This window comes from Phreatobacter sp. (assembly GCF_052440005.1).
Taxonomy (GTDB): Bacteria; Pseudomonadota; Alphaproteobacteria; order Rhizobiales; family Phreatobacteraceae; genus Phreatobacter.
The window spans coordinates 1-19,900 of sequence record NZ_JBQVQL010000046.1 but is presented as its reverse complement, the minus strand read 5'-3'; the positions used below and the strand labels follow the sequence as shown (position 1 = coordinate 19,900).

Genomic DNA, 19,900 nt, shown 5'->3' with positions numbered 1-19,900 from the left:
CAGGTGGGGAGAGGGTAAGGGTGAGCGGCCCGCCAGGCTCACGCCGCGGCGGCTTCGCCGTGCAGGTCCTTCACCACCTCGGCCAGCATCTCGTAGGAACGCACCCGCTTGGCATGGTCGAAGATGGCGGAGGCCACCATCACCTCGTCGACACCCGTCTGGGTGACGAACTGCCTGAGGCCGCGCCGCACCGTCTCCGGCGAGCCGACGAAGGAGAACTGCAGCATGCGCGAGGCCTGCGCCTTCTCCATCGGGCTCCAGAAGGTCTCGATGTCGTCGATCGGCGGCGGCAGCAGGCCGCGGATCCCGCGGAAGATGCCGGCGGCGCGCTGCTGCGCCGAGGTGAAGAGGTGCCGCGCCTCCTCGTCGGTGGGCGCAAGGAAGACGTTGCAGCCGGCCATGGCATAGGACGTCGCCTGCTGCTCGGAGGGCGCGAACTTCGCCCGGTAGATCGTCAGCGCCTGCATCAGGGCGTCGGGCGCGAAATGCGAGGCGAAGGCGTAGGGGAGCCCCAGCATGGCCGCGAGCTGCGCCCCGAACGTGGAGGAGCCGAGAATCCACAGCGGCACTTCGGTGCCGGCGCCGGGCACCGCCTGGATCGCTTGGCCCGGCTGGGCGGGCGCGAGGAAGGCCTGCAGCTCCAGCACGTCCTGGGGGAAGTTGTCGGATTCCATCGGATCGACGCGCAGCGCCCGCATGGTGCGCTGGTCGGTGCCGGGCGCGCGGCCGAGCCCGAGATCGATGCGGCCGGGGAACAGGCTCTCCAGCGTGCCGAACTGCTCGGCGATGACCATGGGCGCGTGGTTCGGCAGCATGATGCCGCCGGCGCCGACGCGGATGCGGCGGGTGGCGGCCGCCACCTGGCCGATCACCACGGCGGTCGCGGCGCTGGCGATGCCGGTCATGTTGTGGTGCTCGGCGAGCCAGTAGCGGTTGTAGCCGAGCCTGTCGGCATGGCCGGCGAGGTCGATCGTGTTGCGCAACGCGTCGCCGGGCGTCTTGCCCTCCGGCACGGGCGCGAGGTCGAGGATGGAGAACAGGGTCATGGCGTCATCCGGGGTCAAGGGCCGGGGTCAGGTTACCCAAGATAGGCACTTGTGGCGGGATGGCGAGGGGAGGGGCAGCGGATCAGCCCTGCTCGGGCGCGCCGAGCTGGCTGAGCGCCTCATGCACGACGTCCGCCTTGTGGCGCAGGTGCTCGCGCATCAGCGTCGACAGGGCCGCGCCATCACGGGTCCGCAGCGCCGCCATCATCCGCTCGTGGTCCTCGATGGCCTCGGCCCAGCGCTCCGGCGTCTTGCGGGCGACGAAGCGCACCGCATGGATGCGCACCATCAGGTTTTGGTAGAGGGCGGCGAGCGTCGCGTTGCCGGCGATGCGGAAGATTTCCTCGTGGATGCGCCGGTTCAGGCCTGAATAGGGCACCCATTCGCCGCGCCGCCAATGGCCGACCATCTCGCCATGCATCGTCTCGAGGCGTGCGAGGTCATCGTTGCTCATCCGGGCACAGGCGAGTTCGCCGGCGAGCGCCTCCAGCATGCCCATGATGGGGAAGAGCTCTTCCACCGCTTCGGGCGCGATGCGGGCGACGCGAGCCCCGCGGTTGGGGGTGAGGTCGACGAGGCCCTCCGCGGCGAGCACTTTCAGCGCCTCCCGCAGCGGCGTGCGCGAGACGCCGAAGAGGTCGCAGAGGTCAGGCTCGGAGATCTTGTCGCCGGCCTTCAGCGTGCCCTCGACGATCATGTCGCGCAGCCGGCCGGTCAGCTCGGTGGCGAGCGAGCGGCGGGCGATCAGCGGATGTTCGTTCATACCGATCCTCCTCTCGCTCGCCGCGCCATCACGCCGCTTTCGCGCCGCCCTCGCGCTTGCCCTCGGCGAGGTACGCCATCGCCGCCGTCACGCCGCCCGTCTTGTGCGGCACGCCGGCGAGGCCGAGGCCCATCTCGACGCCGCCCAGCGTGCCGATGAGCGTCAGGTCGTTGATGTCGCCGAGATGGCCGATGCGGAAGACCTTCTTGGCGACCTTCGACAGGCCCGTGCCGAGCGACATGTCGAAGGCGTCGAGGATCACCGAGCGCAGCCGGTCGGCGTCGTGTCCCTCGGGCATCACCACCGCGGTGAGCACCGGCGAGAAATGCTTGGGGTTGGTGCAGAGGTTTTCGAGGCCCCAGGCCGCGACCGCCCTGCGGGTCGCCTCGCCATGGCGCAGATGGCGGGCGAAGACGGCGTCGAGGCCTTCCTCGTGCAGCATCTGGATCGCCTCGTCGAGACCGTAGAGCAGGTTCGTCGCCGGCGTGTAGGGAAAGTAGCCGGACTTGCCGGCGGCGATCATCTCCTCCCAGCCCCAGAAGCTCTTCGGCAGCCGCGAGGCCTTCGAGGCTGCGAGCGCCTTTTCCGACACCGCGTTGAAGGAGAGGCCGGGGGGAAGCATCAGGCCCTTCTGCGAACCGGCGACGGTGACGTCGACGCCCCATTCGTCGTGGCGATAGTCGACCGAGGCGAGCGAGGAGATGGTGTCGACCATGAGGAGGGCAGGGTGGCCAGCCGCGTCGATGGCCTTGCGCACCTCGTCGATGCGCGAGGTCGAGCCCGTCGAGGTCTCGTTGTGGACCACGCAGACCGCCTTGAAGCTGTGCGCCTTGTCCTCGCGCAGGGCCGCCTCGATGGCGGCGACGTCGGCGCCAGAGCGCCAGTCGGAGGGGATGAAGGTCGTCTCGACGCCGAGCTTGGCCGCCATGGTCTTCCACAGCGTGGCGAAATGGCCCGTCTCGACCATCAGCACCTTGTCGCCGGGGGAGAGCGTGTTGGCAAGCGCCGCCTCCCAGGCGCCGGTGCCCGAGGCCGGGTAGATGACCACGTGGCCGCGCGTCTTGAAGACCGAGCGCATGCCGTCGAGGACGCGCAGGCCGAGCTTGCCGAAATCCGGGCCGCGATGGTCGATCGTCTGCCGCGCGATGGCGCTGAGGATGCGCTCCGGCACGGGCGAGGGACCGGGGATCTGCAGGAAGTGGCGGCCCGCGACGCGGGGGGCATTGGTGGCCATCGGGGTCTCCTCAAGACAGGGCTGGCACAGGCTCTCGGCCGCAGCCTCTTGCCAGAATGAATAATGAATGCAAAATTCAAGTCAAGAGGAACGAGGATGGGCTGCACGTTGCAAGTGCGTCCTTCGAGGCTCGCCACAGAGAGACGCTGCCGTGTCTCGCTGTGGCTCGCACCTCAGGATGAGGGCGGGAGCGCATGGCAGGGCCGGTTGCAGACCGGCCGGTTATGCCGGTCGTACCCCCCTCATCCTGAGGTGCGAGCGAAGCGAGCCTCGAAGGACGCAATTCGCTGATGCAGGCCACCAGCCGATGCAGGGCACGAACCGATGAACGACATGAGCAACACGCCCGACACGCCGCTGCAGCGCCGCCTCGCCTCCGAGGTGAAGGGCGACGTCCTCTTCGACGCTTTCTCGCGCGGGCGCTATGCCACCGACGCCTCGATTTACCAGATCATGCCCGTTGGCGCGGTGGTGCCGGAGACCGTGGACGACGCCATCCGCGCGGTGGCGCTGGCGCGCGAGGCCGACGTCACCGTCCTGCCGCGCGGCGGCGGCACCTCCCAGTGCGGGCAGACGGTCAATTCATCCCTCGTGGTCGACTGTTCGAAGCGCCTCAACCGGATCCTCGACCTCGACGTCGCCGGCCGCACCGTCCGCGTCGAGCCGGGCATCGTCCTCGACGACCTCAATCGGCAACTCAAGAAGCACGGGCTCTGGTATCCGGTCGACGTCTCCACAGCCTCCCGCGCCACCATCGGCGGCATGACCGCCAACAATTCCTGCGGCGGCCGCTCGCTGCGCTACGGCACCATGCGCGACAACGTCATCCAGGTGGAGGCGGCCCTCGCCGACGGCAACCGCCGCTGGTTCGGTGAGGTGTCGCGCGACGATGCGATGCGCAACGACGCCGACCTCCTCACCCGCGACCTCCTCACTCTCGGCGAGCGCGAGGCGGCCGAGGTCGAAGCGCGGTTTCCGAAAGTCCAGCGTCGCGTCGGCGGCTACAATCTCGACGCCCTCGTGCCGAAGGGGGCCGCCAACAACATGGCGCATATCCTCGTCGGCTCCGAGGGCACGCTCGCCTTCACCACGGCGGTCGACCTGAAGCTCTGGCCGCTCCTTGGCCCGAAGGTCTTTGGCATCTGCCATTTCGGCTCGTTCCACGAGGCGATGGATGCCGCCCAGCACCTCGTCACGCTGAAGCCCATCGCGGTGGAGCTGGTCGACCGCACCATGATCGGTCTCGCCCGCGACATCGCCATGTTCCGTCCCACGGTGGAGCGCGTGGTGCGCGGCGACCCGGACGCGCTGCTGGTCGTGGAATTCGCCGAGGAGACGGAAGCGCAGAACCTCCAGAAGCTCCGGGATCTCGAAGCGCTGATGGGCGACCTCGGCTTCTCGTGGTCGGGCACCGGCGCCCGCTTCGGCGGCGTAGCGCCGGTGGTCGAGCCCGCCTGGCAGGCGGCGGTGACCGAAATGCGCTCCTCGGGCCTCAACATCATGATGTCCATGAAGGAGGCGGGAAAGCCGGTCTCCTTCCTCGAGGATTGCGCCGTGCCGCTGAAGGACCTCGCCGCCTATACGGCCGGCCTCACCGCCATCTTCCGTGCCCACGGCACCGAGGGCACCTGGTACGCCCACGCCTCCGTCGGCTGCCTGCACGTCCGCCCCGTCCTCAACATGAAGCTGGACGTGGACGCGAAGCGCATGCGGTCCATGGCGGAGCAGGCCTTCGAGCTCGTCCGCCAGTACAAGGGGTCGCATTCCGGCGAGCATGGCGACGGCATCGTCCGCTCGGAGTTCCATCGCGAGATGTTCGGCGAACGGCTGGTGCGCGCCTTCGAGGAGGTGAAGGACCGTTTCGACCCGGGGGGCCTGTTCAACCCGGGGAAGATCACCCGCGCCCCGCGGATGGATGACCGGACCCTGTTCCGCTACCCGCCGGACTACTCGGGGCTGGACATCACGCCCGCCCTCGACTGGTCCGACTATCCCGGCGCGTCCCAGGGTTTCCTCGGCGCCATCGAGATGTGCAACAACAACGGCACCTGCCGGAAGCTCGACGGCGGCGCCATGTGCCCGAGCTACCGCGTCACCCGCGACGAGCAGCACGTCACCCGCGGCCGCGCCAACACGCTGCGCCTCGCCATGACCGGCCAGCTCGGCCCCGACGCGCTGCTGGCGCCGGAAATGGAGGAGACGCTGAAGCTCTGCGTCTCCTGCAAGGCCTGCAAACGCGAGTGCCCGACCGGCGTCGATATGGCGCGCATGAAGATCGAGGTGAAGGCGGTCCGCCATGCGGCAAAGGGCGCGAGCCTGCACGAGACGCTGGTGGCACACCTGCCGCGCTTCGCGCCGCTGGCGGCAAAGGCCCCCTGGCTCTTCAACCTGCGCGACCGCGTGCCGGCGCTGAAGGCCCTGTCGGAGAAGCTGGCGCAGTTCTCGGCGCGGCGCTCACTGCCGCGCTGGCGCTCCGACGTCTTTGCGCCGCCCGCTGCCGCCGAGGGGCCGGAGGCGGGCCGCGAGGTCGTGCTGTTCGCGGACACCTTCAACCGCGCCTTCGAGCGCGAGAACCTCGACGCCGCGGTCACCGTGCTGACCCGCGCCGGCTACCGCGTCCACCATGCGAGGCCCGTCGGGGGTGGCCGCCCGCTCTGCTGCGGCCGCACCTATCTCGCCACCGGGATGGTGGATCGCGCCCGCACGGAGGCCGACAGGCTGGTCGCGGCGCTCGCCCCCTTCGCCGCCCGAGGCGTGCCGGTCATCGGCCTCGAGCCCTCCTGCCTCTTCTCCCTGCGCGACGAGATCCCCGCGCTGCTGCGCTCCGACGACGCCAAGGCCGTCGCCGGCGTCGCCGTCCTCTTCGAGGAGTTCATCGCAGCAGAGGCGAAGGCCGGCCGGCTCGCCCTGCCGCTTGGCGAGATGAAGGCCAGGGCGGTCCTGCACGGCCACTGCCACCAGAAGGCCTTCGGCGCCATGGGGGCGGTGGAGGGCGCGCTGCGTCTCATTCCCGGCCTCGAGGTCCAGACGGTGGAGAGCTCCTGCTGCGGCATGGCAGGGGCCTTCGGCTATCACGCCGAGACCATCGACGCCTCGCTCGCCATGGCCGAGCTCTCGCTGCTCCCCGCCGTCCGCAAGGCGCCGGACGACGCCATCATCGTCGCCGACGGCACCTCCTGCCGCCACCAGATCGCCGACGGCGCCGGCCGCGAGGCCGTGCACGTGGCGCGCGTGCTCGCGATGAGCCTGGAGCGGAAGGCGGGAGCAGGGACCACCACGCCCTGAACGCCCCGCCATCTCCCCATTCGTCATGCCCGGGCTTGTCCCGGGCATCCACGAATTCCTCGTGGGGCGGTGTTCGAGTCGTGGATGGCCGGGACAAGCGCGGTCATGACGCGGTAACAGTAGCGCGCAAAACGGCAGAGGCTTGGCTTGAGCCTCACTCCAACGAAAAAGGCCCGCCGGAGCGGGCCTTCTGGGGTGTACGCGCTCACTGAGCCCGCTCGATCACTCGAGCTTGACGCCCGCGTCGGTCACGACCTTGCGCCAGCGCTGCACCTCGGAAGACACGAAGCGCCCGAATTCCGGGCCTTCCAGGGTCGGGATGCCCGAGCCGTTGCGCGCCCAGGCGTCCTTGATCATCTGCACCTGCAGCGCGGCCCGGATCTCGTTTCGCATCCGCTCGACGATCGGCGCCGGCGTGTTCTTCGGTGCGAAGATCGCATACCAGGTCGACACGTCGAAGTTCTGCAGGCCGGCTTCTGCCGCCGTCGGGACGTTGGGAACCGCAGGGCTGCGTGCCGAGGCGGCGACCGCGAGCCCACGGATGGCACCGCCCTGGATCTGCGGGGCAGAGGTGCCGAGCCCGTCGAAGACCATGTCGATCTGGCCGGCCACGAGGTCGGCCATGGCCGGTCCAGCACCGCGATAGGGGACGTGGCGGATCTTGGTGCCGGTCAGGATCTTGAACAGTTCGCCGACCAGGTGATGCGTGGTGCCGATGCCGGCCGAGCCGTAGATCAGCTCGTCGGGCTTCGACTTCGCCAGGGCGATCAGTTCGGCGAGGGTGGTGGCGGGAACGCGGCGCGGGTTGACGACGATGACCTGCGGCGGCTGGGCGATGATGGCGATCGGAATGAAGTCCGTCTCGATGTTGTAGTCGAGGCGCGGATAGAGCGATGGCGCGATCGTGTGGTGGGCGGCGCCGACGAAGAAGGAATAGCCGTCCGGAGCGGCGCGCGAGGCGACGAGCGCCCCGGCGGTGCCGCCGGCACCGGCGCGGTTCTCGATGACGACGCCCTGGCCGAGCTGTTTTTCCAGCTGCGCGGCGAGCGGCCGTGCGAAGGCGTCGGTGCCGCCGCCGGCGGCGAAGGGCACATGGAAGGTGATGGGCCGCGTCGGCCAGGTCTGGGCCTCGGCGGTTGCGCCGACCAGCGACACGGACAGCGCGGCGAGGCCGGCGAGTATGAATTTGCGCATGGGGGTCCCTCGGAACGGTTTCCTCTGGCGGCCCTTGGCGGGGCTGCTCGTCCGGCTTTGTCTGCCGGTTGAGACAGAGACTAGCGCCTGTTCGAGGGGTTGCAAGCTGTTGTCGGCGCCGCCGCTGCGTCGCGGCGGCGCATGACCACCCTCAGGTACCGACGCGCACCGGCGCGTTGAGCTTGCGCAGGGCTGCGATGACGGAGAGGGCGGTGATGCGGCCCGTCTTCGGGTTGTCGGAGGGGATGTTCTCGATGGCGAGCGACAGCTTCGCCGAATCCGAATCGACCTCGATGGCGTGGCAGTTGCGGGTGACGGTCGGGTCGGCCCAGATGTCGATGGTGGTGCGGTCCGGGCCGATGCCGGCAAGGGAGAGCGCCACAGCCACGTTGACGTTGGCCGGGAAGCCCTTGGCCGCCTCGCGGGCGGAGCCCGAGAAGATCAGCGTCGGCTCGGTCACCGCGTCCATGTCGAGGCCCTTCTCGACGAGATAGGGCGCGCCGACGAGGCCCTTCGGCGGCTTGCGGGTGATCATGCGCACCGAGTGGATCGTGCCCTCGGCCGCAGCCGTCACCGCGTCGAGGCCGAGCAGGGCGCCGGTCGGCACGATGATCTGGCCGCCGTGGGTCTTGGCGAGTTCCATCAGGTGCGGGCGCGGCAGCAGGGCGCCGCAGGACAGCACCATGACCTTCTTGCCCGCGGTGAGCATCGGCGTGCAGATCTCCTCGATCACCGCCGCCGGCGCGCATTCCACCGCAAGGTCGGCATGGGCGGGAAAATCGGCGAGCGCCACCACCGGCACGTCGATGCCCTGCTCGGCGAGCCAGGCCTTCGCCTTGGCCTCGTCGCGTGCGGCGACGCAGGCAAGGCTCGTCCCCGGGATGGTTCGGCCCGCGATCTTCGTGGCGAGCGTGCGTCCGATGGCGCCGAGGCCGGCGATCGCGATGCGGGTGGTGGTCATGGGGTCTCTCCGGCGAAAGGGTGGCGGACCATAGAGCCTGTTGCGGCGATTGCCAGTCCTCTGCCTCATGGCCTCCATGCCCTGATCCGGTGATCCGATCGCCCTGCGGGGGAATGCGACGGTGTGCCGCTTCCCGCAATCGGGGCTGGACATCAGGGGTCTTTTGGCCATGATCCGCCCTTCCAGAGGAGATTATGGATGAAAAATACCTCCCGACGCGCGCTTCTCGCCCTTGCAGCAGCCGCTTCCCTTGTCGCCGCGGCGCCCGCCGCCGAGGCGCAGACCTGGCCGGCCCGCCCGGTGACCATGATCATCCCCTTCGCGGCCGGTGGTCCCACCGACGTGTTGGGCCGCATCATGGCCGAGCGCATGTCGCAGATCCTCGGCCAGCAGGTGGTGGTGGAGAATGTCGGCGGCGCCGGCGGCATGACCGGCACGGCGCGCGTGTCGCGCGGCTCGCCTGACGGCTACACCTTCGTGCTCGGCACGGTCGGCACCCATGCGGTGAACCAGACGCTCTACAAGCAGCCGCTCTACAACGCTGCCACCGATTTCGCGCCGGTCACCCTGATCGCCGAGGTCCCGCTGATCCTCATCACCCGCAAGGACTTTCCGGCGACGAACCTCCAGGAGTTCATCGCCCACGTGAAGGCGAACCAGTCGAAGTTGCAGTTCGCCTCGGCCGGCGCCGGCTCGGCCGTGCATCTCGGTTGCCTCTACCTCAACTCGGTCATCGGCACGAACGACGTCACCCACGTGCCCTATCGCGGCTCGGCCCCGGCCATCCAGGACCTCATCGGCGGCCGCGTCGACTACATGTGCGAGATCTCCTCCACCGCCATGCCCCACATCCAGGGCGGCGTGGTGAAGGCGCTGGCGACCCTCACCGCCAACCGGTCCACCGTGTTCCCCGACCTGCCGACGGCCCAGCAGCAGGGCCTGCAGGGCTTCGAGGCCTATACGTGGAACGCCTTCTTCTTCCACAAGGACACCCCGCCCGCCATCGTCGACCGGCTGCGCGCCGTCACCGTCGAGGCGATGGACACGCCGGCCGTGAAGGAGCGGCTGGAGAGCCTCGGCGCCATCATGGCGACGCCCGAGCGCCGCGGCCCGGCCTATCTCGGCCAGCTGGTCCGCAGCGAGATCGAGAAGTGGGCGGGCCCGATCCGCGCCAGCGGCGTCAGCCAGTAAGGCGCCTCGCACCTGTGAATGGCGACACCCGGCGGGCCTTCCGCCGGGTGTTTTCGTTGGTGGCGGGCCACTCGGCCCGCGCATTCGCACGAACCCATCCGATGCGCGGGACAAGCCCGGGCATGACGTCAGAGGGTCTCGCCGGACCTCAGCCCAGCGCCGCCAGGACCTCATCCCGGCGCGGCAGGGGCGCCACAGCGCCGTAGCCCCGGGTGGAGAGTGCCGCGGCCGCGCAGGCATAACGCCCGGCGCGGAACGGATCGCCCGTCGCCAGCCACTCGGCGAGGAAGGCTCCGTCGAAACAGTCGCCGGCGCCGGTCGCGTCCACCGCACCCACCGGGATCGAGGGGATGATCCGCCGCTCTCCGCGCGTGGCGATCAGCGCCCCGTCCTTGCCGAGCGTCAGCGCCACGATCTTCGAGCCGCCCTCGAGATAGAAGTCGGCGATAGCGTCGGGGGTCTCGCGGCCGGTCAGCTGGCGCGCGTCGTCGAGGCCGGGGAGGGCGATGTCGGCGAGCCGCATGGCCTCGTTGGTGACCTCGCGCGCCCGCTCCAGCGGCCAGAGCCTCAGGCGCAGGTTGGTGTCGTAGGAGACGGTGACGCCCGCCGCCCGCGCCTCGGCGATGGCGAGGCGCACCGCCGCGCTCGCCGACGGCGAGATCGCCTGGGATATGCCGGAGACGTGGAGGATCTTCGCCGCCCGGATGGCCGTCACCGGCAGATCGGCAGAAGTGAAGCGCGCCGCCGCCGACCCGGCGCGGCGATAGGCGAATTCGTGGCCGTCGGGGCCGTGTGTGATGAAGTAGATGCCGGTCTCGCTCTGCGGCGGCACGCGCATGGCGCTGGTGTCGATGCCCTCCGCCCGCCACAGGTCGAGGAAGGCCCGTCCGAACGTGTCGTCGCCGACGGCCCCGATGACCCCCACGCGCGCGCCAGACCGGGCCGCCGCGATGGCGCAGTTCGACGTGTCGCCGCCGAAGCCGAAGAGATAGGTAGGCTCGCGTGGAATGGTCTGGTTGAACTCGCCGAGGGCTTCGCCGAAGCAGAGAATGTCGGAATGCATGGAGGGTCCGCGCGTGGATGGCCGGTCAGCATAGGCGGGAGACCACGGCGGGCAAGGGGGCTGCGCGCCACCACTTGACGCGGGCAGGGCTGCCATTTGATCCAGCCCCACGATTTTCCCGCCGCCTTGCTGCATGCTCTTGCGCAATTGATGCGATGCGGTATCATTCGTGTACGAATGAACTGCCGTCGGCGCAAGTCACCCCGGGCTCTGCCATGTCGAACCTGAATTCCGAACGCGTCCTCGATGTCCGCCACTACACGGACCGGCTTTTCTCCTTCAAGACGACGCGCGACCCCTCGTTCCGCTTCGTCAACGGCCAGTTCACCATGATCGGGCTGGAGATCGACGGCCGCCCGCTGCTCCGCGCCTATTCCATCGTGTCCTCCAACTACGAGGACAACCTCGAGTTCTTCTCCATCAAGGTGCCGGACGGTCCGCTGACCAGGCACCTGCAGAACATCAAGGTGGGTGACCGCATCCTCGTCGGCCGCAAGCCCGTCGGCACCCTCGTCCAGGACGCCCTGCTGCCGGGGAAAAACCTCTATCTCTGCGGCACCGGAACGGGCCTTGCTCCCTTCATCAGCGTGGTGAAGGACCCGGAGGTCTACGACCGCTTCGAGAACATCGTCCTCATCCATGGGACCCGCTTCATCGCCGAGCAGGCCTATGGCGACTACGTCTCCAAGGAACTGCCGGACGACGAGCTCATCGGCGAGCTGGTCCGCGCCAAGCTCAAGTACTATCCGACCGTCACCCGCGAGCCCTATGTCCACAACGGCCGCATCACCCAGCTCCTCGAGGACGGAACGATCCAGGCCGAGTTCGGCCTGCCGCCGCTCGACAAGGCCAACGACCGGGTGATGATCTGCGGCTCGCCCGCCTTCCTGAAGGACATGGTCGACATGCTGGTCGCCCGCGGTTTCGACGAGGGGGCGATCTCCGGCCCCGGCCATTTCGTCATCGAGAAGGCCTTCGTCGAGAAGTGACGCAGGCGGCCGCCGCGGCGGCACCCTGAACCTTATCCTCTCCCGGCGCGACTGACACGTGAGCCGCTTTCGCGGCGCGACAGTCGAGCCATGTCCGATCCACGCCAGTTTCGCATTCCCGCCCGCTCCCGGTCATCGGGCAGCCGGCACCATCCCGTCCTCGTTCTCGCCGCCCTCCTGGCGGCGGCGGTTGCGGGCGCAGCTCTCGTCGGGCTCGCGAGCCGCCACGGCGCGCTCGCCTTCGCGGGATGGCTCGATCTCGGCCGGGCGGGCGACCGGCTCGCCTTCGCGGCGATGATGGGCGGGATGGGAGCAGCCGCGGGCGCTGCCCTCGGCCTGTGGCTGGCGCTCCGGCGGCTGGCGCGCCCCGCCTCGATCTGCCGCGGCGCCGCGGCGGGAGGGGCGGTCCTCGCCTTCCTGTCGGTGGCCGTCGGCTACATGGCCTTCGCCCTGACCACGCCGCCGCCGCCCATCCATCCCTTCCTGCTCGTCCAGCTGCGCTTCGACGGCGAGGGCTGGGGCGACCTGATCGTCGAAGGTGCCGGCGCGCGCGCCGCCATCAAGGCCGAGGACCTCGCCTTCCGGGTGGACGAGCACGGTGCGGCGAGCGCCGAGGGCGTTTTCCCCATGGGCGAATCCGCCGGCATCCGCGCCGTCGTCCTGAGGCGCGGCGACGGGGAGGTCGCGCGCTTCAGCCTCGACCTTCCCGGCGATCCGCCGGCGACCGCCCGCTACAGCCACTGGCTCACGCCCGATCGTCGCCCGGGCGCTGCCCGCGGCGTCGAGATGCGCTTCCGCATCGAGCGGCGCGCGGTGCGCTAGGCCCGCCGCGTGAAGCCGAAGCGCGCGGCGGCGGCGTCGAGGTCGGCCTCGTCCCAGGAGCGATGCTCCCCGCGGGCATAGGCCTCGGCGTTTTGGGTGTAGAGCCAGGCGTTGAAGCGGTTGGCCGGGCCGCTGTCCCGGCTCGCCTTCAGCACCGCCGGCACGCCCGCCACGACGGAGTTCGGCGGGATCACCGTGTTCTCCTTGAGGAAGGAGCCGCCGGCGATGATCGAGTTCTCGCCGATGACGCAGCCATCCATGATCGTGGCGCCGATCCCGACCAGCACGTTGTCGCCGAGGGTGCAGCCGTGCAGCGTCACGCGGTGGGTGATCGAGCAGTTGCGGCCGACGATCGTGCCGGTGGCGCCGCCGATATGGATCATGGCGAAGTCCTGGATGTTGGACCCCTCGCCGATGACCACCTCGTGCATCTCCGCGCGGATGACGGCGTTCGGCCAGACCGAGACCCCTGCGGCGAGGCTCACCTTGCCGTAGATCTGCGCCGAGGCATGCACATAGGCATCCGGGTCGATGGTGACGAGCGGCCCTGTCCGCGGGACCGCCGAACCCCTGATCATGGTGTGTTTCCTCCCCGCCGTCTGTCGCGGCCGGGGCGGGACGATGCCCGCCGGCGGGCGGGCGGGGCAAGCGGGGGAGGTCAGTCCTTTCGGACGATGGTCCCGCTCGCCAGCCACTCGACCTCGTGCAGGTCGGCCACGTCGGCGTCGAAGGAAGCGGCCGGCGAGAGCGGCGGCGCGACGATCAGGGGCAGGGCGGAGTCGTCGGGTGTCATGGCCGGGGTCCCGGGGTCGGAGGGGCTGCGGGCCGCGCGACCGAGCCGGTCGAGAGCGGGCCGGCCTGCGCCAGCAGGTGGAACACGATGGTCCGCATCGCCGCCGTGTTCTCCTGCTCCGGCAGCGCGTGCAGGTGCGGATAGAGCGGACGGAACGCTGCGCCGATGAGGGCGATCAGCGCCGGCGAGACCTGCGGGATCTCGTCCGCGGCATAGGTGGCGTAGGAGGTCCGGCCGGCCAGGGCGGCGACCTGGACGAGGACGCGCTCCTCGATCTCGCCGACGTTGCGGAACTGGTCGAGTGCGAAGTTTGCGCAGGCCTGCAGCGCCGCGTCGGCTTCCGCCCGGAGGTCGGCGTCGCTGACCATGGCTTCCGCGGTGAAGCGGCTGAGATCGGCAGGGGCGCAGGCCTCCTGCGCCGTGACGGGGGCGGCGAGGGCCGCGAGGACGGCGGATGCCGCGAAGACCTTTGCAAGCGCGCGCATGGGGCGGCTCCGGACAGGACTGAGGCGCAAACCGTGGACTGATCCGGTTAACGGGGTGTTAACGCCGCAGGCCGGCGGCGCCCGCGCCCTCGACACATTCCGCGTTCAGGATGGCGCGCTGAGCCTTATTCCACCCTCAAGCCGGATTGCCCCCACCCGATGTTCTTCCGTCTGCCACCCTGGATTCCCGACTGGGCCGTCAGCTTCGGCCTCTACACCTTCGCCATCCTCGTCGCCGTGCTGCTCTACCGCGTCGCCTTCCGCGCCGCGACGCGGATCGTGCGTGACCGAGACCTCTTCTGGCGGTCGCTGGTCTCGCGCAATCGCCGGCCGGTGCGTCTCGCCTTCGTCACCGCCGCCGTCGTCCTCGTCACCCCGGCGGCCCCCCTCACCATCGACCAGGCAGAAGCCGTCCGGCACCTCCTCGTCCTGTGCATCATCGGCCTGTTCGCCTGGGTCGCCATCAGCGCCCTGCACGTCTGGACCGTGGTCTACCTGCGTCGCTACAAGCTCGATTCCAGTGACAACCTGCTGGCGCGCAAGCACGTCACACAAACCCAGATCCTCCAGCGGGTCGGCCGCATCCTGGTGATCGCCGTGGCGCTCTCGGTGGCGCTGATGACCTTCGACGGCGTCCGCCAGTACGGCATCAGCCTTCTCGCATCGGCGGGCGCCGCCGGCATCATCGTCGGCCTCGCGCTCCAGCCGGTGCTGAAGAATGTCTTCGCCGGCATCCAGCTCGCCATCACCCAGCCGATCCGCATCGACGACGCGCTGCTCGTCGAAGGCGAGTGGGGCAATGTTGAGGAGATCACCGCAACCTACGTGGTCGTCAGGATCTGGGACCTCCGGCGCCTCGTCATCCCGCTCACATATTTCATCGAGAAGCCGTTCCAGAACTGGACGCGGGAGGAGGCGAACCTAATCGGCACCGTCTTCCTGCACCTCGACTACCGGGCGCCGGTCGAAGCCATCCGCGAGAAGGCGCGCGCCTTCGTCGCCGCCAGCGAGCTCTGGGACCACAAGGTCTTCGCCGTGCAGGTGACGGAACTGCGGCAGGACACGATGGAGATCCGGATCCTCGCCAGCGCCGCCAATTCGCCGCGCGCCTTCGACCTGCGCTGCCTGGTGCGCGAGAAGATGATGGCCTGGCTCCAGCAGGAGCACCCCGAGGTGCTGCCGCGTCGCCGGGTGGAGGCCGAGGTGGCGGGGGCGAAGGCCGCCGAAGCAGCGGCCTGAGGCTCAGCGCACCCGGTTGCCGGAGACGCTGAGCTGGGCGTAGCGCCCGACGCCCTCGCGGGCCATGTCGCCGGTCACCGGCTTCTTCCACTCCATGCCGACCACGGCGCCGATGCGTGCGCCCTGCACGAGATTGTCGGCGATCAGCGCCTGGCCGGCGCCGGGAACCACCGAGACGGCGATGCCGACGGGGGCGCCCTTGATGACGTTGGCGGTCACCGAGAGGTCGCGCATGTACTGGCCCCAGCCGAGCTGGATGCCGGCGGTCGGCGCGCCCTCGATGACGTTGGCGGAGATGGCCGCGTCGGCTTCCGCCGAAATGCCGATGCCGGCAGGATCGTTCGGGTCCGTGCCCGCCGGGCGGCGGTTGACGAGATTGCGGATGATGTTGCCGTGGATGTTGGCGAGGCGACCGCCGTGGTTGAAATTGGTGGCGACGATGCCCAGCGCCGCTCCGTCGATGATGTTGTTGGCCACCACGGCGCCTTCGAAGCCGAACTCCACATAGACGGCGACCTCGCCGAGCGAGGCGCAGTTGTTGCCGGTGATCGCGACGTTGGCCGCGCCGTTGGCGCGCACCGCGGAGAAGGCGGCGCCGCGGATGCGGTTGCCCGAGACGGTCACGTTCCCCGCGCGGAAGACGTTGATGGCGTTGCCGTTCTGGCCCGAGCCGCCGTCGCGGGCGCCGATCTCCTCGATGCGGTTGGCCTCCACGATGGTGCCGTCGTCGCCGGCGATGGTGCGCCAGACCAGGATGCCGTTGTTCGCGGCGGAGCGGATGGTGTTCTGGGAAAGCGTCAGGCCGCGGCTGTCGAGCGCGACGATGGCCGCCTTGGCGACGCCCGAGACGGTGTTGCCGCGCACGAGGCCCTCGATGCCCTCGAGCACGATGCCGTGGTGGCTGGAGCCGGCGATCTCGCAATCCTCGAGGCGCAAGCCGCGACCGTGTTCGAGCACGATCAGGCCGCGCTTCTCAGGCAGGGCCTTGCCGTTGCCCTCGATCACGAGTCCCGACAGCGTCACCATGTCGGCGCGCGGGGCCGACAGGCAAGCCGTCCCGCCCTGGAACACCAGGCGGGTGGCGCCGCGCACGCCGAGGATCTGGGTGTTGGCCGGAAGCCGGATCTCGCCGACCTTGTACGCCCCCGGCGCCAGCCGCAGCGGCATCCGCGAGCCGGCGGCGGTCTCCACCGCCCGCTGCATGGCGCGGGTCTGGTCTTCCGCCGCGCCCGGTTTCAGCCCGAGCGAGGCCGCGTCCAGCGTCGACGCCCGCGCCGAGGCGGGCAGGGCGAGGGTGGCGGCAGCTGCGAACAGGAAGGAACGGCGGGCAAGCATGGGGCACTCCGGTGTTGCGGAGGTCAGCGCAAGCACCGTGCCGCGGCGGTCTGTGCCGGATCGGGATGCGGGAATGGCGGTTGTCCGGCCCGCGGGTCGCCCCGAAGATGGAGCCTCGAGATCAGGACCATCCGCATGCGCATCGCCATCATCGCCGACATCCACGGAAATCTCCTCGCGCTGGAGGCCGTGCTCGACGACATCGCCTCCCGCGGCGTGGATCTCACGGTCAATCTCGGCGACTGCGTCTCCGGGCCGCTCTGGCCGGCGGAGACGGCCTCCCGGCTCATGGCGCTGGACCTCCCGACCGTGCGCGGCAACCACGACCGCTGGGTGGTCGAGGCCGAGGGAGAGGCGCTGTACTTTTCCGACAAGCTCGCGCGTGAGCAGCTGGACGCGGCGCAACGCGTCTGGCTCGCGGCGCTCCCCATGCAGCGCGACATCAGCTGCGGCGGCCTCGCCGTGCGCCTCTTTCATGCGACGCCTACCGACGACAACACCTACCTGATGGAGGACGCGCGCGATGGGCGCCTCGTCCAGTCGGATGCTGCGACCGTCACCGCTCGCCTCGGCGACCTGGGCGGCGCCGGGCTCGCACTCTGCGGCCACAGCCACCTGCCGCGGCTGCTGGTGATCGACGGTGTGACGGTGGTCAACCCCGGCAGCGTCGGGCAGCCGGCCTATTCCGATCCGACGCCGCCCGACGCCCATGTCTCCGAGGTCGGCTCGCCTCATGCCCGCTATGCCGTCGTGACGGTTCGGGAGGGGTCTCTGGCGAGCGTCGATTTCGTCGCCGTCGCCTATGACTGGGAGGCAGCCGCGGCGCGGGCCGAGGGTTATGGACGGGCGGACTGGGTGCGCGGCCTGCGCACGGGCTTCGCCAAGTAGCCGCGGCCGGTGATGGCCAGCGCTGCCGTGCGCGCCACGGCGGCGAGATCGGCCGTCGTCATCCTGCGGGAGAACCCACCGCGCGCGGATCGGCCGGCCTTCAGCGGCATCGGCACATGCACGAAGAGCGCCCGCTTCACCTCGCGGCGCGCCACTGCCTCCAGCGCCAGCCAGTAGGCGAAGTTGCAGAGATATTCACCCGCCGAGGGCGACAGCCGGGCATTGAATCCGGCCCGGCGCAGCTGCTGGGTCAGCGGACCGCAGGCGAACCCCGTCGGCACCCGCCACGGCCCCTCCGCCACGATGTCGGCGGAGAGGTGGAAGGCGCCGGAGGCGTCCGGCACCCGCCGCGTCGTGACGTTGTGGGCGTGCTGCTCGATGCGGATATGGCCGGTGCGGCCGGCGAGGCCGAAGAGCAGGATCGCGTCCGGCCGGTGCCGGGCGATGAGCGCCGGCAGGTCGCGCGCGACCTCGGCATAGACCGTGGGGAAGACGTGGGGCACGACCCTGACGCCGGGCAGGCGAAGCGCCCTCACCGCCTTCACCATGGCAGGCGTCGGGTTGTTCTCCCAGCCCGGGAAGGGGCCGAAGCCGGTGACGAGGAGGGTGGTCATGGGGTGAGTCTCACGGCAGTGCCTCACTCGACCTCATTGGCCCTGCACCGGGCAAGGGTCTTTGGAAGGCCGAACCGCTTCGGCTGATAGCGCTATCGTCATGGCCGGGCTTGTCCCGGCCATCCACGACTTGACCACCACCGTCGGAAGGAAGTCGTGGATGCCCGGGACGAGCCCGGGCATGACGGCGTGGCGGTTGCGCGCAAATCGCAGCGCGCGGCGGCGCCTACCGCAGCCACGCCCCCAGCCGCTTCACCGCCTCCTCCATGTCCGCCGTCGATCCGGCGAAGGAGAAGCGGATGGCATGCATGCCGCCATAGGGGTCGAAATCCGGGCCCGGCGTCGCGGCGATTCCCGTCTCGGCCAGCATGCGGCGGGCGAAGTCGAGGCTGTCGTTCGTGTAGCGCGAGACGTCCGCATAGACGTAGAAGGCGCCGTCCACCGGCAGCAGCCGGTCGAGCCCCGCCTTCGGCAGGCCGTCCAGCAGCACCCGCCGGTTGGCCGCGTACCCCGCCTTGATCGCCTCGAGCTCCACCGTCGCGTCGAAGGCGGCGAGCGCCGCCACCTGGCTGAGCTGCGGCGCCGAGATGAACAGGTTCTGCGCCAGGCATTCCACCGAGCGGGCGAGGCTCTCCGGCACGATCATCCAGCCGATCCGCCAGCCCGTCATGCAGTAGTACTTGGAGAAGGAGTTGATGACGGTGACGTCGTCGCTCGTCTCCAGCGCCGTGTGGCAGGGCATCTCGTAGGAGAGCCCGTGATAGATCTCGTCGGAAATGAAGCGGATGCCGAGGTCGCGCGAGGCCTCCACCAGCGCCGTCAGCGCCTCCGGCGTCATCATCGTGCCGGTCGGGTTGGCCGGGCTGGCGATGAGGATGCCGTCGAGCTTTTTCCGCGCGTGCTCGGCGGCGAGCATCTCTGGCGTCACCGCCCAGCGGGTCGCCGCCGTGGTCTCGATGAACACCACCTCGCAGCCCAGCGCTTCCAGGATGTTCTTGTAGGCGGGGTAACCGGGGCTGGCGATGGCCACCCGCCCGCCGTGTTCGAACAGGGCGAGGAACGACAGGATGAAGGCCGAGGACGAGCCCATGGTGACAGCGATGCGGCCGATGGGCACCTCCACGCCGTGCGTCTCGGCATAGTGGCGGGCGATGCGCTGGCGCAGCTCCGGCGTGCCGAGGGCGAGGGTGTAGCCGATCTGGCCGCCGGCCAGCGCGTCCGCCGCGGCCCGGCGGATGCTCGCCGGCGTCGGCGCGGCGGGTTGCCCCACCTCCATGTGGATGACGCTCTGCCCCGCCGCCTCGGCCTTCGCCGCGGCCGTCATCACGTCCATGACGAGAAAGGGCGCCACCGAGCCCCGCCGGGTCGGGTGGAGGATCTGGCGGGCAAGTCCCTCGCGCGTCATGTGGTGAATGTCCCGAACTGGCGGCCGCGTCATGGTTTCGCCCCCTTGGCGCGCCAAGAGGGTCGTCATGCGCCTATCACACGGGGCGGGCCGGGTCACCGCTCTCTCCCTGTTGTGACCGGCCCCCGCGTTGACCCCCGTCAGCCTGCTCCTTAGGGTCCCGAGCAATGACGTCGTTCACAATTCCGCTTCGTGCCGCCGCCGCGGCTCTCGCCGGCCTGATGGCGCTCGGTTCCGCAGCGAAGGCCCAGGCGCCCGGCGCCCTGCCGATCATCCGCGACACGGAGATCGAGAACCTGCTGCGCGACTACGCGCGGCCGCTGTTCCGCGCCGCCGGTGTCGGCGGCAGCCAGACCAACGTCATCATCGTCAACAACCGCGGTTTCAACGCCTTCGTGGCCAACGGCCGGCGCATCTTCATCAATGCCGGCGCCATCCTCGATTCGCGCACGCCCAACGAGCTGATCGGCGTCATGGCCCACGAGACCGGGCATATCGCCGGCGGCCACCTTGCGCGCCTGCGCGAGGCGGTGGAGCGCGCCCAGATCATCGCCGCCCTCGGCATGATCGTCGGCGCAGCGGGCGTCGCGGCG

Annotated in this window: 19 protein-coding genes; 7 read left to right on the top strand and 12 right to left on the bottom strand. The window is 70.0% G+C overall.

Going from position 1 to position 19,900, the window contains the following annotated elements; all coding sequences use genetic code 11:
* Window positions 1–38 precede the first annotated feature (38 nt).
* From ACT6XY_RS12765 to ACT6XY_RS12755, 3 genes are all read right to left on the bottom strand, one after another.
* Window positions 39–1,046, bottom strand: coding sequence for an LLM class flavin-dependent oxidoreductase (locus tag ACT6XY_RS12765; RefSeq protein WP_444748699.1), 1,008 nt, complete (start codon window positions 1,044–1,046; stop codon window positions 39–41).
* A gap of 82 nt (window positions 1,047–1,128) precedes the next feature.
* A complete protein-coding gene (locus ACT6XY_RS12760; RefSeq protein ID WP_444748698.1) occupies window positions 1,129–1,809 on the bottom strand; it encodes a GntR family transcriptional regulator in 681 nt (226 codons plus the stop codon).
* A 28-nt stretch (window positions 1,810–1,837) separates the two neighbouring features.
* Window positions 1,838–3,043, bottom strand: a complete 1,206-nt coding sequence (locus tag ACT6XY_RS12755) for a pyridoxal-phosphate-dependent aminotransferase family protein (protein WP_444748697.1) — start codon at window positions 3,041–3,043, stop codon at window positions 1,838–1,840.
* Window positions 3,044–3,367: 324 nt separating this feature from the next.
* Here ACT6XY_RS12755 and ACT6XY_RS12750 point away from each other — a divergent pair, with 324 nt between their 5' ends.
* Window positions 3,368–6,328, top strand: coding sequence for an FAD-binding and (Fe-S)-binding domain-containing protein (locus ACT6XY_RS12750; protein WP_444748696.1), 2,961 nt, complete (start codon window positions 3,368–3,370; stop codon window positions 6,326–6,328).
* A gap of 222 nt (window positions 6,329–6,550) precedes the next feature.
* Here ACT6XY_RS12750 and ACT6XY_RS12745 read toward each other — a convergent pair whose 3' ends face one another.
* Together ACT6XY_RS12745 and ACT6XY_RS12740 are read right to left on the bottom strand one after the other, a co-directional pair.
* Complete coding sequence (locus ACT6XY_RS12745) at window positions 6,551–7,522, bottom strand: Bug family tripartite tricarboxylate transporter substrate binding protein (RefSeq protein ID WP_444748695.1); 972 nt, start codon at window positions 7,520–7,522, stop codon at window positions 6,551–6,553.
* A 151-nt stretch (window positions 7,523–7,673) separates the two neighbouring features.
* On the bottom strand, window positions 7,674–8,483 hold the full coding sequence (locus ACT6XY_RS12740; RefSeq protein WP_444748694.1) for an aspartate dehydrogenase: 810 nt from the start codon (window positions 8,481–8,483) through the stop codon (window positions 7,674–7,676).
* 198 nt (window positions 8,484–8,681) lie between these two features.
* On the opposite strand from ACT6XY_RS12740, the gene ACT6XY_RS12735 reads away from it, so the two are divergent.
* Window positions 8,682–9,674 (top strand): tripartite tricarboxylate transporter substrate-binding protein, encoded by a 993-nt coding sequence (locus ACT6XY_RS12735; RefSeq protein ID WP_444748693.1) that lies wholly within the window; start codon window positions 8,682–8,684, stop codon window positions 9,672–9,674.
* 148 nt (window positions 9,675–9,822) lie between these two features.
* Here the strand turns inward: ACT6XY_RS12735 and ACT6XY_RS12730 are convergent, their stop codons facing one another.
* Window positions 9,823–10,737 carry a sugar kinase gene (locus ACT6XY_RS12730; RefSeq protein ID WP_444748692.1) on the bottom strand — a complete coding sequence of 305 codons (915 nt, stop codon included), beginning with the start codon at window positions 10,735–10,737 and terminating at the stop codon, window positions 9,823–9,825.
* A 215-nt stretch (window positions 10,738–10,952) separates the two neighbouring features.
* Here ACT6XY_RS12730 and ACT6XY_RS12725 point away from each other — a divergent pair, with 215 nt between their 5' ends.
* Window positions 10,953–11,726, top strand: a complete 774-nt coding sequence (locus ACT6XY_RS12725) for a ferredoxin--NADP reductase (protein WP_444748691.1) — start codon at window positions 10,953–10,955, stop codon at window positions 11,724–11,726.
* A gap of 90 nt (window positions 11,727–11,816) precedes the next feature.
* A complete protein-coding gene (locus ACT6XY_RS12720; RefSeq protein WP_444748690.1) occupies window positions 11,817–12,548 on the top strand; it encodes a hypothetical protein in 732 nt (243 codons plus the stop codon).
* On the opposite strand, the gene ACT6XY_RS12715 is transcribed toward ACT6XY_RS12720, so the two are convergent.
* The 3 genes from ACT6XY_RS12715 to ACT6XY_RS12705 all read right to left on the bottom strand — a co-directional run bounded on the left by ACT6XY_RS12715 (window position 12,545) and on the right by ACT6XY_RS12705 (window position 13,826).
* A complete protein-coding gene (locus ACT6XY_RS12715; protein ID WP_444748689.1) occupies window positions 12,545–13,126 on the bottom strand; it encodes a gamma carbonic anhydrase family protein in 582 nt (193 codons plus the stop codon). The genes ACT6XY_RS12720 and ACT6XY_RS12715 overlap by 4 nt on opposite strands.
* 80 nt (window positions 13,127–13,206) lie before the next feature.
* Window positions 13,207–13,341 (bottom strand): hypothetical protein, encoded by a 135-nt coding sequence (locus ACT6XY_RS12710; protein ID WP_444748688.1) that lies wholly within the window; start codon window positions 13,339–13,341, stop codon window positions 13,207–13,209.
* On the bottom strand, window positions 13,338–13,826 hold the full coding sequence (locus ACT6XY_RS12705; RefSeq protein ID WP_444748687.1) for a hypothetical protein: 489 nt from the start codon (window positions 13,824–13,826) through the stop codon (window positions 13,338–13,340). The genes ACT6XY_RS12710 and ACT6XY_RS12705 overlap by 4 nt, the downstream gene beginning before the upstream one ends.
* Window positions 13,827–13,985: 159 nt before the next feature.
* On the opposite strand from ACT6XY_RS12705, the gene ACT6XY_RS12700 reads away from it, so the two are divergent.
* A complete protein-coding gene (locus ACT6XY_RS12700) occupies window positions 13,986–15,065 on the top strand; it encodes a mechanosensitive ion channel family protein (RefSeq protein WP_444748686.1) in 1,080 nt (359 codons plus the stop codon).
* A 3-nt stretch (window positions 15,066–15,068) separates the two neighbouring features.
* Here the strand turns inward: ACT6XY_RS12700 and ACT6XY_RS12695 are convergent, their stop codons facing one another.
* Entirely contained in the window at window positions 15,069–16,400 is a 1,332-nt protein-coding gene (locus tag ACT6XY_RS12695; protein ID WP_444748685.1) for a TIGR03808 family TAT-translocated repetitive protein, read from the bottom strand.
* A gap of 135 nt (window positions 16,401–16,535) precedes the next feature.
* On the opposite strand from ACT6XY_RS12695, the gene ACT6XY_RS12690 reads away from it, so the two are divergent.
* Window positions 16,536–17,288, top strand: a complete 753-nt coding sequence (locus ACT6XY_RS12690; protein WP_444748684.1) for a metallophosphoesterase family protein — start codon at window positions 16,536–16,538, stop codon at window positions 17,286–17,288.
* Here the strand turns inward: ACT6XY_RS12690 and ACT6XY_RS12685 are convergent.
* Together ACT6XY_RS12685 and ACT6XY_RS12680 are read right to left on the bottom strand one after the other, a co-directional pair.
* The gene (locus ACT6XY_RS12685) at window positions 17,237–17,902 is read right to left on the bottom strand and encodes a pyroglutamyl-peptidase I family protein (RefSeq protein WP_444748683.1); all 666 of its coding nucleotides are present in this window, start codon (window positions 17,900–17,902) and stop codon (window positions 17,237–17,239) included. The two genes, ACT6XY_RS12690 and ACT6XY_RS12685, sit on opposite strands and share 52 nt — an antisense overlap.
* Before the next feature lie 226 nt (window positions 17,903–18,128).
* Window positions 18,129–19,307 carry a pyridoxal phosphate-dependent aminotransferase gene (locus tag ACT6XY_RS12680; RefSeq protein ID WP_444748682.1) on the bottom strand — a complete coding sequence of 393 codons (1,179 nt, stop codon included), beginning with the start codon at window positions 19,305–19,307 and terminating at the stop codon, window positions 18,129–18,131.
* A gap of 167 nt (window positions 19,308–19,474) precedes the next feature.
* Here ACT6XY_RS12680 and ACT6XY_RS12675 point away from each other — a divergent pair.
* The coding region (locus ACT6XY_RS12675; RefSeq protein ID WP_444748681.1) for a M48 family metalloprotease at window positions 19,475–19,900 on the top strand (426 nt) is incomplete at its 3' end.

What these genes read in the sequence shown, in the direction of transcription:
- ACT6XY_RS12765 (WP_444748699.1), bottom strand. Translation starts at nt 1,046, where the DNA reads ATGACCCTGTTCTCCATCCTCGACCTCGCGCCCGTGCCGGAGGGCAAG.
- ACT6XY_RS12760 (WP_444748698.1), bottom strand. Translation starts at nt 1,809, where the DNA reads ATGAACGAACATCCGCTGATCGCCCGCCGCTCGCTCGCCACCGAGCTG.
- ACT6XY_RS12755 (WP_444748697.1), bottom strand. Translation starts at nt 3,043, where the DNA reads ATGGCCACCAATGCCCCCCGCGTCGCGGGCCGCCACTTCCTGCAGATC.
- ACT6XY_RS12750 (WP_444748696.1), top strand. Translation starts at nt 3,368, where the DNA reads ATGAACGACATGAGCAACACGCCCGACACGCCGCTGCAGCGCCGCCTC.
- ACT6XY_RS12745 (WP_444748695.1), bottom strand. Translation starts at nt 7,522, where the DNA reads ATGCGCAAATTCATACTCGCCGGCCTCGCCGCGCTGTCCGTGTCGCTG.
- ACT6XY_RS12740 (WP_444748694.1), bottom strand. Translation starts at nt 8,483, where the DNA reads ATGACCACCACCCGCATCGCGATCGCCGGCCTCGGCGCCATCGGACGC.
- ACT6XY_RS12735 (WP_444748693.1), top strand. Translation starts at nt 8,682, where the DNA reads ATGAAAAATACCTCCCGACGCGCGCTTCTCGCCCTTGCAGCAGCCGCT.
- ACT6XY_RS12730 (WP_444748692.1), bottom strand. Translation starts at nt 10,737, where the DNA reads ATGCATTCCGACATTCTCTGCTTCGGCGAAGCCCTCGGCGAGTTCAAC.
- ACT6XY_RS12725 (WP_444748691.1), top strand. Translation starts at nt 10,953, where the DNA reads ATGTCGAACCTGAATTCCGAACGCGTCCTCGATGTCCGCCACTACACG.
- ACT6XY_RS12720 (WP_444748690.1), top strand. Translation starts at nt 11,817, where the DNA reads ATGTCCGATCCACGCCAGTTTCGCATTCCCGCCCGCTCCCGGTCATCG.
- ACT6XY_RS12715 (WP_444748689.1), bottom strand. Translation starts at nt 13,126, where the DNA reads ATGATCAGGGGTTCGGCGGTCCCGCGGACAGGGCCGCTCGTCACCATC.
- ACT6XY_RS12710 (WP_444748688.1), bottom strand. Translation starts at nt 13,341, where the DNA reads ATGACACCCGACGACTCCGCCCTGCCCCTGATCGTCGCGCCGCCGCTC.
- ACT6XY_RS12705 (WP_444748687.1), bottom strand. Translation starts at nt 13,826, where the DNA reads ATGCGCGCGCTTGCAAAGGTCTTCGCGGCATCCGCCGTCCTCGCGGCC.
- ACT6XY_RS12700 (WP_444748686.1), top strand. Translation starts at nt 13,986, where the DNA reads ATGTTCTTCCGTCTGCCACCCTGGATTCCCGACTGGGCCGTCAGCTTC.
- ACT6XY_RS12695 (WP_444748685.1), bottom strand. Translation starts at nt 16,400, where the DNA reads ATGCTTGCCCGCCGTTCCTTCCTGTTCGCAGCTGCCGCCACCCTCGCC.
- ACT6XY_RS12690 (WP_444748684.1), top strand. Translation starts at nt 16,536, where the DNA reads ATGCGCATCGCCATCATCGCCGACATCCACGGAAATCTCCTCGCGCTG.
- ACT6XY_RS12685 (WP_444748683.1), bottom strand. Translation starts at nt 17,902, where the DNA reads ATGACCACCCTCCTCGTCACCGGCTTCGGCCCCTTCCCGGGCTGGGAG.
- ACT6XY_RS12680 (WP_444748682.1), bottom strand. Translation starts at nt 19,307, where the DNA reads ATGACGCGCGAGGGACTTGCCCGCCAGATCCTCCACCCGACCCGGCGG.